Here is a 17,138-nt window from a genome sequence, read left to right on the forward strand (position 1 = left end):
TCTCCATGTGTTTCACTCCATGACATGAGTAGTTTTCGTCTGATGCAAAACGAGAGTGCGCGCACCGGCGTACGGGACTGAGGTCGCACCATGATCGAATTCGACGGCGTCTCGAAGACGTATCCCAACGGGGCGAAGGCCATCGAGAACCTGTCCCTCACCGCCGAGACGGGCCGGCTCACCGTCTTCGTCGGCCCGTCCGGATGCGGCAAGACCACCTCGCTCCGCATGGTGAACCGCCTCATCCGGCCGACCTCCGGCACGATCCGGCTCAACGGCGAGGACGCCGCGCGCATGGACGAGACGGAGCTGCGTCGCCGGGTCGGCTATGTCATCCAGCACGTGGGGCTGTTCCCGCACCGCACCGTCGAGCACAACGTCGCCGTGACGGCCCGGCTCACCGGGAAGGACCGGCGGCAGGCCGTCGAGGTCGCGCGGGGACTCCTCGAACGCGTCGGGCTCGGCCCGGAGTTCTTCCGGCGCTACCCGTGGCAGCTGTCGGGCGGCCAGCAGCAGCGGGTCGGTGTCGCGCGGGCGCTGGCGGCCGAGTCGGAGTTCCTGCTCATGGACGAGCCGTTCAGTGCGGTCGACCCCGTCGTGCGGACGCAGTTGCAGGACGAGTTCCTGCGGCTCCAGCGCGAGTTCGGCAAGACGATCATCATGGTCACCCATGACGTCGACGAGGCGCTGCGCCTCGGGGACCGGATCGCCGTGTTCCGCGAGGGCGGGCACATCGCCCAGTTCGACGCGCCGGACGTGCTGCTCACCGCCCCGAAGGACGAGTTCGTGGCCACGTTCCTCGGAAACGAGCGGGGTTACCGCTCGCTCGGCTTCCGGTCGGCCGACCGTGTGCGGCCCGTGCCTGTCCGCACGGTGCCGCTGGACTCCACGGCGGACGGCGAGTGGCGTCTGGCGGTCGACGCGTGGGGCCGTCCGCTCGGCTGGCTGCCGCCCCTCGAAAAGGCCGAGCACGAGCACCTCGTGCCCTGCGGTGCCACAGCGGGCCCGGACGCCTCGCTCCGGGATCTGCTGAACGCGGCGCTCAGTTCCCCGACGTCGGCCGGTCTCGTCGTCGACGACGACGGAGTGGCCGTCGGGGTCGTGCCCATCGACGCGCTGCTCCCCGAGATCGCGGCGGCGGGCCGGAGCGAGGGCGCGCCATGCTGACCTGGGCCCGGCAACAGCAGTCGTACATCACCGACCTGACGCTCTCTCACCTCTATCTGTCGGTCGTCCCGATCCTCGTCTCCCTCGCGATCTCAATCCCCGTCGGGGCGCTGATCCACCGCTCGCGCCGCTGGAAGGCCGTGGTGCTGAGCGTGAGCGGAATCCTCTACACGGTCCCCTCCCTGGCGATCTTCGTGATCCTGCCGCAGGTCATCGGCACGCAGATCCTCGACCGGGTGAACGTCGTGATCGCCCTGGTCGTCTACAGCACGTCGATTCTGATCCGGACGGTCGTCGACGGCCTCGACTCGGTCCCGGCCGAGACGGAGCAGGCGGCGGTCGCCATCGGTTACCGCCCCCTGGCGAGGATGCTGCTCGTCCAGCTTCCGGTGGCCGTACCGGTGATCGCGGCCGGCCTGCGGGTCGCCGTCGTCACCAACGTGAGCATCGCCTCCATCGCCTCGCTGATCGGAGTGGAGCAGCTCGGCCAGCTCTTCACCCAGGGCGCCCAGCAGCTCTACCTCGATCCCGTGGTCGTGGGTGTCGTGCTGAGCCTCGCCCTCGCGGCCGTCCTCGACCTGGTCGTCCTCGCGCTCGGCCGTCTCCTGACCCCCTGGCGTCCGCCGAGCCGAGTGAGGCACGCATGAACTGGCTGTTCGATTCCCGCAACTGGACCGGCGGCGACGGCGTTCCGACGCGCCTCGCCGAGCACCTGGAGTACTCGGTGGCCGCCGTGGCGATCGCGCTGTTGATCGCCCTGCCGCTCGGCCTGGCCGTCGGCCACACCAGCCGCGGTAAGCGCGCGGTCGTGGGGCTGGCGAACGCGCTGAGGGCACTGCCCACCCTGGGTGTCGTCGTCCTGCTAGTCATCCTGCTGTCCCCGCACATGCACTCGAAGCTGGCCTTCTACCTGCCGAGCACCGTGGTCCTCGTGCTCCTCGCGGTGCCGCCGATCCTCACCAATGTCGTCGCCGGCATCGACGCGATCGACCGCAACGTCCTCGACGCCGCCCGCGGGGTGGGGCTCGGCCCGCTCGCCATCGCCTTCGGCGTCGAACTGCCCTGCGCGGCACCGCTCGTCCTGGCCGGCGTACGCAACGCGTTCCTCCAGGTCATCTCGGGCGCCGCGATCGCCGCATATGTGTCGCTCGGTGGGCTGGGGCGGCTCATCATCGACGGCCAGGCACAGCAGAACCTCTCCCAGATGCTCGCCGGCGGCGTCCTCATCGCGGCACTCGTCATCGCGGTCGACGCCGTCTTCGCCCTTCTCTCGAAAGTCCTGGTGTCCCCCGGGCTCTCCAGGAGCACCGGACGCCTCGTCCGGCTCCGCCCCTCCCTCATGATCCGCAGCACAGGAGAAAGCAATGCGTAGACGTATCCTCCTCACCGCCACCCTGACCACGACCTCCCTCGCCCTCGCCGGATGCTCGTCGTCCTCCGACTCCGGTACGACCGGCTCCTCGTCGAACGTCGTGGTCGGCTCCGCCAACTTCTCCGAGAGCCAGCTCGTCGCGGAGATCTACGCCCAGCAGCTGGAGAAGGCGGGCGTCAAGGTCACCCGGAAGTTCAACATCGGCAGCCGTGAGACCTACATACCGGCGCTCAAGGACGGCTCCATCGGCATCATCCCGGACTACCAGGGCGCGCTGCTGTCCTACCTGGACCCCAAGGTCGGGCATGTCACAGCGAGCGAGCTCACCTCCACGCTCACGTCCAAGCTCCCCAAGGGCGTCACCATGCTCAAGGCCGCGGCGGCGCAGGACGTCAACGTGCTCGCCGTACGTAGGGACACCGCCTCGAAGTACGGCCTGACCACCATCAGCTCGCTCGCCCCGCACGCCTCGAAGCTGTCCGAGGGCAGCGCGCCCGAGTGGAAGACCCGGTACGAGGGCGTCGTAGGCCTCAAGTCGGTGTACGGGATCACCTTCAAGTCGTTCGTGCCACTGGACTCTGCGGGGCCGCTGACGTTGGCGGCGCTGAAGAACGGGCAGATCGACGTCGCGCCGCTCCTCTCGACGGACCCGGCGCTGAAGTCCCTCACCGTCCTCAAGGACGACAAGGGGCTCTTCCTGCCGCAGAACATCGCGCCACTCGTGCGGGCCTCAGTGAACTCCAGCAAGATCACCACGGCTCTCGACGCGGTCTCGGCGAAACTAACGACCGACGACCTCATCGACATGAACGACAAAGTCAGCAACGAGCACCAGGCCATCGCCACGGTCGCGAAGAGCTGGCTCAAGGCCAACAACCTGTGACTCCGGACGGAGCGGGCATGATGATCAAGATCGGTGCCGGTGACCTGGGCCCGGCGGACATCACCGCGATCGCCGCCGGGGCTGCTGTCGAGGTGGACCGCGACACACTCGCGCGGTGCGAGTCGACGTACCGCGCCGTCGAGGCGACTCATCGTCGGGGAGCTCCGATCTACGGTCTGACCACCGGGGTGGGGGATCTGTACAAGGCCCCGGTGGGCGAGGCCGCGCACGACGAGATACAGCTCGCGATGCTCCGCGCCCACGCGACCGGCGTCGGTGAGCCGTACGACGACCGGACCGTCCGCGCGATCATGGCGTGTCTGCTCGTCTCGCTCGCGCGGGCCCGCAGCGCCGTCCGGCCCGAACTCGTCGAACGGCTCGCGGCGATGCTCAACCGGGGTGTCGTCTCGATCGCTCCCGCGCAGGGCTCGGTGGGCTACCTCACCGCGCCCGCGCACATCGCGCTGGTCGCCTTCGGCGCCGGGCAGGCCCGCCATGGCGGGGCCGTACTGCCCGGAGACGTGGCGATGCGCCGGGCCGGTCTCGCCACCGACGGTCCGGTGCTCCGCGAGGGGCACGCCATGATCAGTGGCACCTACGAGATCACGGCGCTCGCGGCCCTCGCACTGGAGCGCGCCGCCACGCTCGTCGACGCCACGGACGTGACCGCGGCCATGTGCCTGGAAGCGGTGCGCGGCAACACGCGCGGCTGGGAGCCGGCCGTACAGGACCTGCGCCCGCAGCCGGGGCAGGTCCGCACCGCCGCCCGTCTCATGTCACTCCTGTACGGCAGCGAGCCGGTTGCCGCCAACCGCCACCATCGGTTGCAGGACGCGCTCAGCCTGCGCTGTGTGCCCCAGGTGCACGGCGCGGCCCGCGACCTGCTCGACTTCGCCGGGCGCACGGTGACCATCGAGATCAACTCGGTGACGGACAACCCGGCCTTCCGGACAACGGAGCACGGCGAGGTCGAGGTGCTCGCCAACGGCAACGGGCACGGCGCGGCCTGCGCCCAGGCTCTCGACTACCTCGCCATCGCGATGGCGTCGGTGGCGAACATGTCCCACGCCCGGCTCGACCGCCTCACCAACTCCTCCCTGAGCGGGCTGCCGCCGTTCCTCTCCCGGCGCGGTGGCGCGGAGTCCGGCCTGATGGTGCTGCCGGTGACCGCCGCGGCGATGCTCGGGGAAGTCCGGCAGCTCGCCGGTCCCTCGTCGGTCCACTCGATGGTGACCGTGGCCGGGCAGGAGGACCACATCAGCCAGGGCGTGAACGCGGGCCAGAAGCTGCTGACCCTCCTGGACCGGGCCGCCGGGGTCGTGGGGATCGAGCTGCTGTGTGCGGCGCAGGCGCTGGACTTCCACATGCCCACCGCGCTCGGCCAGGGCACCGGCGCCGCCTACCGGGCGCTGCGTTCCGCCGTGGAACCGTACGAGTCGCAGACCGAGCTGAGCGGCCCCATCGAGGCGGCGAAACAGTTGGTGCTGCGCGGCGCGAGGCCGAACTCCGTAGCGGAGCCTGCCCGGTGAGCGCCGGCGGGGGTGTCTTGGGACCGCTCCGGGTCGCCGTGCTCGGCGGCGGCACGATGGGACGCGAGATCGCCCGGGTGTTCGTCACCGCCGGACACGAGGTGACCGTCTGGTCCCGCTCGCCGGAGACGGTCGCCGCCGTGCGGGCCGACCTCGACGGGGCCGTCGCAGGGGCGGACTCGGCGGCGGACGCGGCGAACGGCGCCGATCTGGTCGTAGAGACGATCGTGGAGGACCTGGGCCTCAAGACCGCGCTCCTCGCCGAGGTCGAACCGTGCCTGGCCGCGGACGGCGTGCTCACGACGAACACGTCGAGCCTGTCGATCACCCGACTGGCGCGGGGCCTGCGGAACCCTTCTCGCCTCCTCGGGATGCACTGGTTCCACCCGGCCTCCCACATGCCGCTCGTCGAACTCGTCCTCGGTGCCGACACCGCGCCCGACACCCTGGAGAGAGCCGAGCGCGTATGCGCGTCGCTCGGGAAGTCGACGGTCCTCGTCCGCGAGGACATACCCGGATTCGTCGTGAACCGCCTCCAGTACGCCCTCATGCGCGAGGCACTCGCCCTCGTCGCCGCCGGCGTCGTCTCCGCCGAGGACATCGACCTGGCCGTGTCGGGCACCCTCGGCCCGCGCTGGTGCGCGTCCGGGCTCTTCGAGCTGATGGACCTCGCCGGGCTCAACACCGTGCGGCGCGTCTCGAAGGTGATCATGCCCGCCCTGTCCACCGACGCCGAAGTACCCGAACTCATCGAGCAGTTGTGCGCCGAGGGCCGCCGCGGAGCCACGTCCGGCTCCGGCTTCTACGCATGGGCCGCGGACCGCCTGACGCGCGCCGGACACGCCCGCACCGCCTTCCTCACCCTGGCCCGCGACCTGGCCCGCGACCGACCATGACCCCACACCCCTCCCTGGAGAACACCATGCCCCGCCGAATCACCGCCGCTCGCGGCCCCGAACTCCGCTGCAAGGGCTGGCGGCAGGAGACGATCCTGCGCCTGCTGGAGAACAACCTGGAGAACGCCGCCATCCCCGAGGAACTCGTCGTCTACGGCGGCAACATGAAGGCCGCCCGCGACTGGGACGCCTTCGACGCCATCGTCCGGGCCCTGAAGGAGCTGGAGACCGACCAGACGCTGGTCGTCCAGTCCGGGAAACCCGTCGGGGTGTTCCGCACCTCGGACGACGCCCCCCTCGTGATCATCGTCAACGGGGTGGCCACGGGCAGTACCGAGGCGGAGACCCAGGAGCTGTTCGCGAAGGAACTCCTGATGGTCGACGGTATGACGGCCGGCGCCTGGCAGTACATCGGCAGCCAGGGCATCATCCAGGGCACCTACGAGTCGTTCATGCAGGCCGCCCGCCAGTCCCTCGGCGGCTCCCTGCGCGGGCGCACCATCCTCACCACCGGCGCCGGCGGCATGGGCGGCGCCCAGCCCCTCGCGGGCAAGCTCGCCGGTGCGTCGATCCTCGTCGTGGACGCCGAGCCGAGCCATCTGCGGCGCCGGATCGATGAGGGCTACCTCGACACGATGACCGACGACATCGGCGCGGGCGTCGACGAGTGGCTCGCAGCCGCCACTGAGGAGCGGGCCGCCTCCTTCGGTATCGCCGCGAACATCACCGAGGTGCTGCGCGAACTCGCCGACCGAGGTGTCGTCCCCGACGTGGTGACAGACCAGACGACCACCGACCCGCTGCACGGCTACCTCCCCGAGGGCCTGGACGAGGCGGGAGCGAAATACCTGCTGCGCACCGACCCCGACGAACTGCGGCGCCGTTCGACCGCGACCCTCGCCGAGCACGTACGAGGCCTGCTCGACCTCCAGCGCAAGGGCGCGATCGTCTTCGAGTACGGCAACGACCTCCGCAAGCAGGCCCTGGAGGCCGGAGTCGAGGACGCGTTCGAGATCGGCGGGTTCATCGACATGTTCATCCGCCCGCTGTTCTGCCAGGGCGTCGGGCCGTTCCGGATCATCGCGATCCAGGGCGACCCCGATACGATCCACGCGATCGACGCCATGCTCCTGCGCGAGTTCGCCGACGTGCCACGGGTCGTCGACTGGCTCGGGCGGGCCAAGGAGATCGCCTTCACCGGACTGCCCGCCCGGGTGTGCTGGCTGGGCCACACCGAACGCACCCGAGCCGCCCTCGTGGTCAACGACATGATCGCGCGCGGCGAGATCACCGGCCCGGTCGCCTTCAGCCGCGACCATCTCGACGCGGGGAGCGTGACCGCCCGGTACCGCGAGACCGAGAACATGCTGGACGGCAGCGACTGCGTCGGCGACTGGCCGCTGCTCAACGCGATCCTCAACGGCATCGCCGGCGCGGACCTCACCTCGGTCATCGGCTGGGGGTTCAAGGGCCTCAACTCCGGCCCGACCACCATCGCCGACGGCACCCCTGAGGCGGGGCGCCGCCTGAAGCGGGTCATGGACGCCGACACCGGGCTCGGCGTCATCCGGCAGGCCGACGCTGGCTACCCGACCGCCATCGCCACACGGGAGTCCTTCGGACTGGGTATGCCGAGTTGCAGGGGAGACGGAAGTGTCCGAGCAAAGAGGGCTCCATCGCGGTGATGTTCCCCCGTGATCTTCGACATGTTGTTGTTTCGCCGTGAGGTAGCCCCAGTGGACGTGCTTACGCAGGCGGCGTCTGTTGTAGAACCCGTCGATGAACCCCGTTGCTCCATTGGGTGAAGCCGCTGTGGTCGCCAGCCGGGTGACATTCCGGTCCGTGAGTACGTGGTGCAGGCGGTTCTGAGGGCGCGAACTGGGCGTTCAGCCGCGGAACTCGGGGGCGGTGGTGCTGTGTCCATGTGGCGGGCCCGGAGGCGGAGGTGCCCGTGATGACACGGGTTGTCGCCTGGGTAGCGTTCCCCAAGGGTGTCTGGCGATGAGGATCTGGGACAGTCTCGGTCTGCTGTTCCTGGAGAAGGAGTTCAGGGCAGCCTGCGGCGTCCGGGGACGTCCTGGCATCTCGCCCGGCCGACTGGTGTTGATCAGCAACCTTTAGTTCGCCGAGAACCTGACCGATCGCCAGGCCATGTACGTGGTGCAGGCCAGGATCGACGTGAAGTAGCTGCTGGGCCTGGAGCTGACGGACCCTGGCTTCGACCACACCGTGCTGACCGGGTTCGGCGACCGTGGCGGGCGCGGTCCGTCGCTCGACCACCACACAGGGTCTGATTGCGGCACTGGTCAATGGCTCCATGTGACGAGGGACGGGCGCGGACCGCGGCATTGCCGAAGGCCAGAGGCAAACAGGGCGCAGGATGTCGCAACTCGGGCGGACTCACGGCGAGAGGCGATGGCGATGACGTGATTGCCGTGCCGGTGCCGAGGACCGCCACGATGCCAGGCCGCCCAGAACTCGGTGCAGGTTCATGAGCCGGCACCATCCTCCCGAAGGGAGGGATTCGTCCCGGATGTCTGCGGTGGTCCGGTAGGGCGCAGCCCCACCGGGGCCGCCGGGAGGTCGGGCAGGGGGCGGCCGCAGATTTCACGAGCTTCGTCGTCGGACAGGCCGAACATGCGGAGCAGTTCCTCAATGATCTGGTCGGTTGCCTCGGTGTCGTCCCGCTCTGGATGATCGTGCAGGAATTGCCCAAGGCAGAGCATCGCGCCGACCACGACGACCAGGGCAAGTTCGGTGTCGCGTGCCCTGAAGCGGCCTGCTCGCACCGCGGCGTCGATGTCCCGACGAACACGGGCGGAGGCGCCTCGGCCCGAGCCGACCATGTCCAGCCCGCTCCTGAGGACAACCCTGCTCAGTTCAGGGCGATGCCTGTGTAGACGTCCGGTCATCCGGAAGTTCTGAGCGAACATGTGGGCCGGGTCGGTCAGTTCCGAGGTCAGTTCGTCGAGCAGGTCCCCGTGCACGTCAAGCGCGTCCTCGACCGCGGCCTGAAAGAGCTGCTCTCTGCTCCGGAAGTGGTTGTAGAACGACCCCATCCCCACATCGGCGGCCTGCGTGATGTCCAGGATCGCGACGTTCGTCCGTCCTGTGGCGATGAAGGCCTGGGCGGCCTGGACGAGCGCGGCGCGGGTGCGGGCCTTGCGTAGTTCCAGGCGGCTGACACTCCCCGTCTGTTGGGCCATGCCTGTTTCCCTCTCCCGACCGAAGCGACACAGATCACAATTGATGATTTCGTCATGTACTGTTTTACTGACGATACCATCGTGGCTGATGTGTTCATCAGTAATTTTGGAGGGGAGTTGCCATGGGGAGCCTGCGTGATCCGCACACGGATCTGCACAGCGAGCAGGGCGCGCTGAGGGGTGAGCACCCGGGACGGGCACAGAATCCGGTCGTGAAGGTGCACGACGTGGCCTGGGTCGAGTTCGAGAAGCCCGATCTTGAGCGGGCCGAGCTGTTCGCCCGTGCCTTCGGCTTCACCGTGTCGCTGCGCACGGCGGACGAACTGCAGTTGCGCGGCACGGACCCGGGTTCGCCATGTGTGGTCATCCGTCGTGGCCCGAGGTCACGGTTCGTAGGGTCGGCTTTCCGGGCCACCGACGACAGGGACGTCCTGCGGCTTGCTGAGGCAACCGGCCGTAAGGCCGCGAAGCTGCCGGAGAGCCTGGGCGGCATCAGCGTCGATCTGACGGACCCGAGCGGTTTCGGGGTGCGGGTCGTCTCGGGCACGCACGAGCTGCCCCCGCTGCCCGGTCAGGAGCCGCTGGAGTTCAACTTCGGGCATGACGTCACACGGGTGAACGCAGGCCAGCGAGCGCCGCGGGACCCGGCGAAGGCGCAGCGCATCGGACATGTGGTCCTGCAGTCGACGAAGTTCCGCGAGGCGCTCGACTGGTATCTCGAGCATCTCGGGATGATCGTCAGCGATTTCCAGTACTTCCCCGAGCAGCGTGAGCGCGGGCCGGTCATGGCCTTCCTGCGCTGTGACCGCGGCAGCACCCCCGCCGACCACCACACCGTGGCGATGAACCTCGGCCCGACGAACAAGTACGTGCACTCCGCCTACCAGGTCGCCGACCTCGACACCCTGGCCGCCGGCGGCCAGTACCTGCTCCAACACGGCTACCAGAGATCCTGGGGCATCGGCCGGCACATCGACGGCAGCCAGATCTTCGACTACTGGCGCGACCCCGACGGATTCCTGGTCGAGCACTTCACGGACGGCGACCTGTTCGACTGCACACTCGAACCTGGGTGGGGCGTCTTCGCCGTATCGACTCTGTCCCAGTGGGGACCGCCGCCAAGCAAGGACTTCCTCGGCGTCAAGCCCGGCCGGGAATCCCTGAGCGAACTGCGTGCGATGGCCGGTGCGCTGCGCGAAGACAACGAGTTCGACCGGCACAGCCTTCGGGGCCTATTGAAAGCAGCCGCGTCATGAGTACCTCCGTCCTCCGTACCGTCGACGCGCGGAGGGTCCTCACTCGCACGGGCACCACCGTGGCGGAGATGACGCCCTAACCACCGACGAACTCCTCGGCGGCCGGATGGCGGTCGCCGAGGCCGCGGCGAGCGTGGCCGTATAGCCGTCGAGGGGGGAGGGGCGCGGTCGGCCTCGGCAGGCAGCGCACCGTTGTACGGGACACCCGATGAGCGTCACACCGTGCCAGAACGTGAGCCGGTGAGCCCACCCGTCGCCGGACTGCCGGCAGAAGCCCACCGGCACGCGAACGGGCTATGGACGGGCTCGGCGCACGGTACACGGACCGGTCGCCCTCCTACGGGCCGCATCGCGGAAAGCGGGCTCTTGCGGTTCCGCCCCCTCGGCTTCCCGAACCCTGTGGCACCCCTCGACGCCACCCTCCGGCGGTGCTTCCAGGCGGCGAAGGCTCCCGCCAGGACGATTCCAAGTCGCCGCACGATCACAGGAAAGTACAGGTGCCCCATGAGCGTCAGATCCAGTGTGCTCGTCGCGCTGCTCGCCACGTTCTTACCCACCTTGGGCACGGCCAGGATCCTGGCCCTTCCACGGATGCGCCGACTGGCTGTGGAGAGCCGGCTCTTGACCTTGACGGGACGTGTCATCGGCGTACCGGAAGCGGCCGACGGCGTCCGCGCTGCTCCCTGGCCTCTCGATACCGCTGTAGGACGTCTTTGCCGACATCGGACTGCTGCTCTTGCTCATCGGCGCCCTCATCACCCATCTACGCAGTGGCGACAGGCCGCGGAAGTGGTCAGCCGCGCTGATCACGGCGCCGCTGGTCACAGGCCATCGCGCCAGGTGGCGCGATGAAAGAGTGGACACGACGGCAACAAGTGACGATTGACGTGGCCGTGGTGTGCCGCGAGGGTGACTGGCCATGCCGGCAGTGGCCGGACATGAACGACACGACGCTGAGGGTGCGCTGGATACGTCCTCCCTGCTCCACCTTCGAATGTGCTTCGTGTGATGTCGTCGTATTGCGTTGTCATGACCCTGTTCGTGAGCTGCCACGGTTGCATGAGGCCATGGGGGAGCGGTCGCTTCCCGTGCTCCTGGTCTGCCCCACCGCCGACGCCGAGCAGGTCATCACCGCGCTGAACCTCGGAGTCGTCGGCTATTTGGTCGATGAGGACTTGTGCAGCCGCGCGCTGACCGTGGCGACAGAGAATGTCGTACAAGGGCACACATGCTTTTCACCGGCGGCCGCCGACGCACTGATCAAGAGCATCCCTCCAGCCGCGGGCCCAGGAGAAGGCGCCGTCGTCGGACTTCGGGAGAAACTGTCGCCGCGCGAGCAGGAAGTCATGGATCTTCTGGCATCAGGAGTGGGGGTCACAGAGATCGGGCAGCGTCTTGCGCTTACCCGGAAGACTGTCCGCAACTACCTCAGCAGCATCTACTGCAAGCTCGGGATCTCAAACCGTACGGCGGCCGTCCTGTTGTGGCTTCGCGCCGATTAGCACCGAAACCGCCTACTATCAACCATGCGGCGTTGGCCTCCTCGCGCATCGGGCACAGCTCGGGATTCTCCCCGGGGGCGCGTCGACATTTGGATCACCTCGCCCTCGTCCCTCGTAGGGCTGCCTCAGCGCCTCCGTCGTGCAGGCCCGCCATGTGTCCTCGGCGGCGGAGATGCCGTTCTCGGTGACGGGCAGGCAAGCCCCTCCGTTGCCTGCCAGGTGTGCGGCAGCGCTATGCCAGGGCGTCGGAGGTGCGTCGCCCCGGCGGCGGACGAAGATCGGTCGCCGAGCGTGATCTCAGCCTGGCGTAGGCACTCGAGGTATGCATCATCGAACGGCGTGGGAGATCGGCGACCTCGCTGATGCCTACCCCTGTGGATTCGATCCCGGGCAGAAGCGCAGCCCGGCGGACAGCGCGCTCCGTGAGTCCTTCTACGCTCTGTCGGCTACCCAAAGCGATGGGCTTGCAGAGCGGGCGTCACTGGGCGTGGTGCCGCGCTTGCGTCCTGTCCTGTCCCACGCCTGGGTTCGGGTTCGGGGGCGGGCCTGGGGTGGTCGACTGCGTCTCGCGTCGCCGCGACTCTTCCGCGCGAGCGCGGATGCTGCGGGAGTCGTTGCGATCCGCGTGCTCAACGAGTACACAGGACCGGCACGCGGGCCAGACTTGAGGGACCCGGTTGGCCTTGTCGACGTGGCCGCATTCGGCACAGGTGCGGGAGGCGTATGCCGGGTCCACGTATAACACGGAATCCCGGCCTTGTGGGCCTTGTACGCGATGAGGTGCCCCAGTTGGAGGTGGCCCGTTGGGGTCTGCGAAGCCGTACGCGCTTGCGAAAGTTCCCGATCTCGGAGTAGGCGTGGTCACGCAACGTGAAGGTCCGCTTCACATCCCTCTCGAAGGCGACTCCGGACGCCCAGGACGCCGTCTCGTTGCAGGCGTGCAGGGCCGCCTCAAGCGCCGCCGCCTGTACGGGTGTTGGCAACAGTATTGACCTGCAGCTCCGCATCGCCACCACACGATGCGATTCCTCCCAGGCGGAAACGCCTCGTATTTCTCCACACAAGAATCTCGCTGAACTTTTTCACCACCGGTAGGGATATCTGCCTCTAGTGGCTGCTGAGGCCTGAGTGAAAACCTGACGCACGGAAACCTCCCTCCGGACTCGGTCCACGGCCTACGGACCGCAACCCGCGCGCGAAAAGTTCAGGTGTCAGGTAGTTCGACTCCGACTCGAGGCTTCCGAATCGACCAGGGACTAGACGCCATGTCTGCCAAGTGCAAGGAGTTCTGAGTGTCTGTCAGGAAAGCGGGATCATCGCATCGTGCCCGGCTGTCGCGCCGTAAGAAGATACTGGGGCTCGCCGCCATCGGCGTAACCATCACTACCACCACCATCCTGTCTACCGCCTACGGCGCCTTGCTGCCCGCCGACCCGTCGCCTGTCCTCGACCTGAACACGCGGGAGACCTTCGATACCGGCGCGCTGATGGCACAGCTCTGCCCTGCCCCCCGCAAGAAGGAATACTGGACGGATGTCACCTACTGGTTCTACGACCCCGTGAGCGGCGCCATCGCGGAGGACGAAGCCAAAGGCACCTTCCTGGAGAAATCCAGCGTGGAACTCCACGCCTTCGAGGGCCACTGCGAGTGGCCGGTCACCGAGGTGAAGGACGCACTCGGACCAGCTCAGCAGGTCTCACGGCCCATGGTCAACTGCGGGGATCAGGTCACCCTGACCGAGTCGGTGACCCAGAGCTTCTCGACCAGCGAGACCTACACCACCTCCGTCTCCGTCGGCGGCGGCTTCGACATCACCGTGATCAAAGATGTGCTCTCGCTCAGCGGCAACGCGGATGTGACCAACTCCTGGTCGTTCGGGGAGACGAAGACGATCTCCCGCGCGGTGACGATCAGTGTGCCCGCACGAACCAAGGGCCACTTCGAGCGGGTTCCGGTGATCCGCTCCGTGGTCAGTCAGCCGGTATTCGTCATCGAGAAGAACACGCTGCTGAATCCGGATGGCAAGAAGGGAATCAACGGCTGGGAGGACAGCGGCAGCATCCGGGTCACCTCGCCCGCGTTCAAGACCACCTCAAAGGCGGACGTGCTGGACGAGAACGACTTTCCCGCGGGCACCATCCGCGCCCAGGACGCCCCGGTCACCTCCGAGGACTGCGACTGATCGGGGCCAGTGTCCTTCAAGGACAGGAGAAGGCCCGGCGGTAGACCGTACGTCTCGGCTGTCGCCGGGGGCTTGGTGACGAGTCGGTCGGCCACCAGATGGCGTGCTGCTCCTTCGGTGATGCCGCTGGCGACCGGTCATCTGGCCGTGAGGACGTTGTCGTGGTGGAGACGGGCGGCGCTGTTCTCCAAGTGGCGGCAGGCACTGTCTGTCGCACTCGGCTGATCTGTGGACAGGCACAGCCGGTCGGCATCCGCCGCGGCTCCCGCGGCTTCCCGCCGAGCCGGGCGGCTCAGTACCTTTGGTGACAGAGCCGCCGCGAGGACATCCTTGTTGATCATGGTGACCTCGCCGCACCCGGGCTCTCCGTCGGCGTCCGACGGAGGCCTGCGGCGACGCCGAGGAATCGGACCTTTCCGTCGTTCATTCCCGGGGCCGACAAAGCGGACCGCAGGTCACAAGCCGGCTTGCCGTCACAGTTCCCGTGTCGTCTCGTCCCCGAGGCGGACCGGTGGGAGTGGTCAACCTGGTCGCCAACTTTTTTAAATGATAGATTTTCACAGCTGAAACAACGCGGTCACTCAAGGTGAGGTCGCCGGGGCGTATCGCGTCCTGCGGGACCGTGTGCGTGTGCCCCTCTATGGCGGTGAGCCGACAACTCATGGAGACCACATGATCCGCACGTCCTTCGACGACGGCTGGCAGGTCCGGCCCAAGGTCAACCCGTTCGCCGAACTGTCAGGTCACGTGGTCCCCTTCAGGCCGGTGACGCTCCCGCACGACGCGATGATCGATCAGCAGCGCTCGGCCCCGGACGGCGAGATCACGATGGAGGGTGCCGCCGGCGCGTACTTCCCGGGCGGCGTCTTTGAGTACCGCAAGACCTTCTTCGTGCCCGAGGAGCACAGGGGCAAGCGGATCTTTGTCGAGTTCGAAGGCGTGTACCGCGACGGCACCGTCCACATCAACGGCGCGTACGCGGGCCAACGGCCGTACGGCTACTCGCACTTCCGCATTGACGCCGATCGATTCCTGCGGTTCGGCGCGGAGAACGAGATTCGGGTCGAGGCCCGTGCTCACCGTGACTCACGCTGGTACACGGGCGCGGGAATCTACCGCGGCACCTGGCTGCTCGTCGGAGAGGCCGTCCGTATCGCGCCCGACGGCGTCCAGGTCACCACCCCGGACATCGACGACTCGCGTGCCGTGGTCGAGGTCGCGACGAACGTGGCCAACGACTCGATCGAGGTTCGTACGCTCGATGTCGCCACGGAAATACGGGACGCGTCCGGGGCGGTTGTCGCGAGCGACCTGTCGAAGGTGACGGTGCTGCCCGGTGAGCCGGCGACGGTCCGGCAGCGCCTATACGTTCCCTTCCCGGCCCGGTGGAGCACCGACACGCCGAGTCTCTACGACTGCCGCGTGGCCCTGAAGGACGTGGACGAGGAGAAGGTCACCTTCGGTATCCGTTCGCTGCGACTCGACCCGGTCCGGGGACTGCGACTCAACGGCGAGACCGTGAAGCTGCGGGGCGCCTGCGTCCATCACGACAACGGCGTCCTCGGCGCGGCGACCTACGCCAGAGCCGAAGAGCGGCGGGTGGAGATCCTCAAGGACGCCGGGTTCAACGCGATCCGTATCTCCCACCAGCCGATGAGTAAAGCAATGCTGGACGCCTGCGACCGCCTCGGCATGCTCGTCGTGGACGAGGCGTTCGACGTGTGGACGTCCGGCAAGAGCGAGTTCGACTACAGCCTGAACTTCCCGGAGTGGTGGGAACGCGACGTCGAGGCGATGGTCGCCAAGGACTTCAACCACCCCAGCGTCGTCATGTACTCGATCGGCAACGAGATCCCTGAGACCGGTTCGCCCTTCGGCGCGGTGTGGGGACGCAGGCTCGCCGAGAAGGTCCGCGCCCTGGACGCCACGCGTTACGTCACCAACGCCGTCAACGGCATGCTCGCCGTGATGTCCGAGCTGGGCGCCCTCCAGCAGCAGGCACTGGAACAGGCCGCGGAGGACGGCGCCGGCATCAACACCCTGATGGCGGACGCGGGCGACGCGATGAACGCGGTCAGCTCCTCCGGGCTGGTCAGCGAGCGCACGGCCGAATCCTTCGCCGCTCTCGACGTGGCCGGCATGAATTACGCCGACGCCCGCTACGCCCTGGACCGCGACCTGTTTCCGAGCCGGATCATCCTCGGCACCGAGACGTTCCCTACCCGTATCGCAGGCAACTGGCGGCTGGTGAAGGAGCACGGTCATGTCATCGGTGACTTCACCTGGACCGGCTGGGACTACCTGGGCGAGGTCGGCATCGGCCAGCCCCAGTACCTCACCGAGGACACCCCCCGGCCGGCGCACAACGCGCCCTACCCGCACCTCGTGGCAGGGTGCGGCGACATCGACATCACCGGGCATCGCCGGCCCGCCTCCTACTACCGTGAGATCGTCTTCGGCCTGCGGGCCGAGCCGTACATCGCGGTTCGCCGTCCGGAGCACCACGGCAAAACCTGGGCAGGTTCGCCGTGGGCCTGGAGCGATGCGGTCTCCAGTTGGACCTGGCCCGGCTTCGAGGGCAGACCGGTCACGGTCGAGGTCTACAGCGACGCGGACGAAGTCGAACTGGTGGGCAACGGAAACTCCTTCGGGCGACGGCCGGTGGGTGCTGAGCACCGCTTCCGCACCGAGTTCGAGATCGTCTACGTGCCCGGGGAACTGGTCGCCGTCGCCTACCGGGACGGTGTGGAGACCGGCCGCACCAGCCTGCGGTGGGCCAATGGGCCTGTACGGCTGACCGCCGAGGCCGACCGTGAGGTCATCCGCGCGACGGGCGGGGACCTGGCCTTCGTCACCCTGACCCTCACCGACGAGCGGGGCACCTGCCACACCGGCGCCGATCGCCTGATCAGCGTCGAGGTGTCCGGAGCCGGGGAGCTGATCGGCTTCGGCAGCGCAGCCCCGTCGACCGAGGAACGGTTCGACACCACGGAACGCCACACGTACGAGGGGCGCGCGCTGGCCGTCCTGCGACCCACCTCCAGCGGAAAGATCCGTCTCACCGCAACCGCTCCGGGATGTGATCCGGTGGAGGTCGTCGTCACGGCCGAACAGCAGCCGTAGAACCACCACTACCAGGAACTG

13 protein-coding genes are annotated in these 17,138 nt (G+C 68.0%); 11 read left to right on the plus strand and 2 right to left on the minus strand.

Annotated features, from left to right (window positions below; all coding sequences use genetic code 11):
* Positions 1 to 90 precede the first annotated feature (90 nt).
* From HLK59_RS02155 to HLK59_RS02185, 7 genes are read left to right on the plus strand one after another with little or no spacing between them, the layout of a single operon-like run.
* Positions 91 to 1,167, plus strand: coding sequence for an ABC transporter ATP-binding protein (locus HLK59_RS02155; protein ID WP_171139429.1), 1,077 nt, complete (start codon positions 91 to 93; stop codon positions 1,165 to 1,167).
* On the plus strand, positions 1,161 to 1,814 hold the full coding sequence (locus HLK59_RS02160) for an ABC transporter permease (RefSeq protein ID WP_171139430.1): 654 nt from the start codon (positions 1,161 to 1,163) through the stop codon (positions 1,812 to 1,814). The genes HLK59_RS02155 and HLK59_RS02160 overlap by 7 nt, the downstream gene beginning before the upstream one ends.
* On the plus strand, positions 1,811 to 2,539 hold the full coding sequence (locus tag HLK59_RS02165) for an ABC transporter permease subunit (protein WP_171139431.1): 729 nt from the start codon (positions 1,811 to 1,813) through the stop codon (positions 2,537 to 2,539). The genes HLK59_RS02160 and HLK59_RS02165 overlap by 4 nt, the downstream gene beginning before the upstream one ends.
* Positions 2,532 to 3,422 (plus strand): ABC transporter substrate-binding protein, encoded by an 891-nt coding sequence (locus HLK59_RS02170; RefSeq protein ID WP_171139432.1) that lies wholly within the window; start codon positions 2,532 to 2,534, stop codon positions 3,420 to 3,422. Before HLK59_RS02165 ends, HLK59_RS02170 begins: the two co-directional genes overlap by 8 nt.
* Positions 3,423 to 3,439: 17 nt before the next feature.
* The gene (locus HLK59_RS02175; RefSeq protein ID WP_171139433.1) at positions 3,440 to 4,951 is read left to right on the plus strand and encodes an aromatic amino acid ammonia-lyase; all 1,512 of its coding nucleotides are present in this window, start codon (positions 3,440 to 3,442) and stop codon (positions 4,949 to 4,951) included.
* A 17-nt stretch (positions 4,952 to 4,968) separates the two neighbouring features.
* A complete protein-coding gene (locus HLK59_RS02180) occupies positions 4,969 to 5,847 on the plus strand; it encodes a 3-hydroxyacyl-CoA dehydrogenase family protein (RefSeq protein WP_171139434.1) in 879 nt (292 codons plus the stop codon).
* Positions 5,848 to 5,873: 26 nt separating this feature from the next.
* The gene (locus HLK59_RS02185; RefSeq protein ID WP_171139435.1) at positions 5,874 to 7,532 is read left to right on the plus strand and encodes a urocanate hydratase; all 1,659 of its coding nucleotides are present in this window, start codon (positions 5,874 to 5,876) and stop codon (positions 7,530 to 7,532) included.
* Positions 7,533 to 8,336: 804 nt separating this feature from the next.
* Here the strand turns inward: HLK59_RS02185 and HLK59_RS02190 are convergent.
* On the minus strand, positions 8,337 to 9,053 hold the full coding sequence (locus HLK59_RS02190; RefSeq protein WP_171139436.1) for a TetR/AcrR family transcriptional regulator: 717 nt from the start codon (positions 9,051 to 9,053) through the stop codon (positions 8,337 to 8,339).
* A gap of 122 nt (positions 9,054 to 9,175) precedes the next feature.
* On the opposite strand from HLK59_RS02190, the gene HLK59_RS02195 reads away from it, so the two are divergent.
* Entirely contained in the window at positions 9,176 to 10,309 is a 1,134-nt protein-coding gene (locus HLK59_RS02195) for a VOC family protein (RefSeq protein WP_171139437.1), read from the plus strand.
* 848 nt (positions 10,310 to 11,157) lie between these two features.
* A complete protein-coding gene (locus tag HLK59_RS02200; protein WP_171139438.1) occupies positions 11,158 to 11,811 on the plus strand; it encodes a response regulator transcription factor in 654 nt (217 codons plus the stop codon).
* Positions 11,812 to 12,289: 478 nt separating this feature from the next.
* Here HLK59_RS02200 and HLK59_RS02205 read toward each other — a convergent pair whose 3' ends face one another.
* Positions 12,290 to 12,676: a zinc ribbon domain-containing protein gene (locus HLK59_RS02205; RefSeq protein ID WP_346779625.1), complete on the minus strand. Its 387-nt coding sequence runs from the start codon at positions 12,674 to 12,676 to the stop codon at positions 12,290 to 12,292.
* A gap of 427 nt (positions 12,677 to 13,103) precedes the next feature.
* Here HLK59_RS02205 and HLK59_RS02210 point away from each other — a divergent pair, with 427 nt between their 5' ends.
* Together HLK59_RS02210 and HLK59_RS02215 are read left to right on the plus strand one after the other, a co-directional pair.
* Positions 13,104 to 13,994: a hypothetical protein gene (locus HLK59_RS02210; RefSeq protein WP_171139439.1), complete on the plus strand. Its 891-nt coding sequence runs from the start codon at positions 13,104 to 13,106 to the stop codon at positions 13,992 to 13,994.
* Positions 13,995 to 14,666: 672 nt separating this feature from the next.
* Positions 14,667 to 17,117: a glycoside hydrolase family 2 TIM barrel-domain containing protein gene (locus HLK59_RS02215; RefSeq protein WP_171139440.1), complete on the plus strand. Its 2,451-nt coding sequence runs from the start codon at positions 14,667 to 14,669 to the stop codon at positions 17,115 to 17,117.
* The last annotated feature ends 21 nt before the right edge of the window (positions 17,118 to 17,138 follow it).

Source organism: Streptomyces sp. S3(2020) (genome assembly GCF_013044505.1).
Classification (GTDB): Bacteria; Actinomycetota; Actinomycetes; order Streptomycetales; family Streptomycetaceae; genus Streptomyces.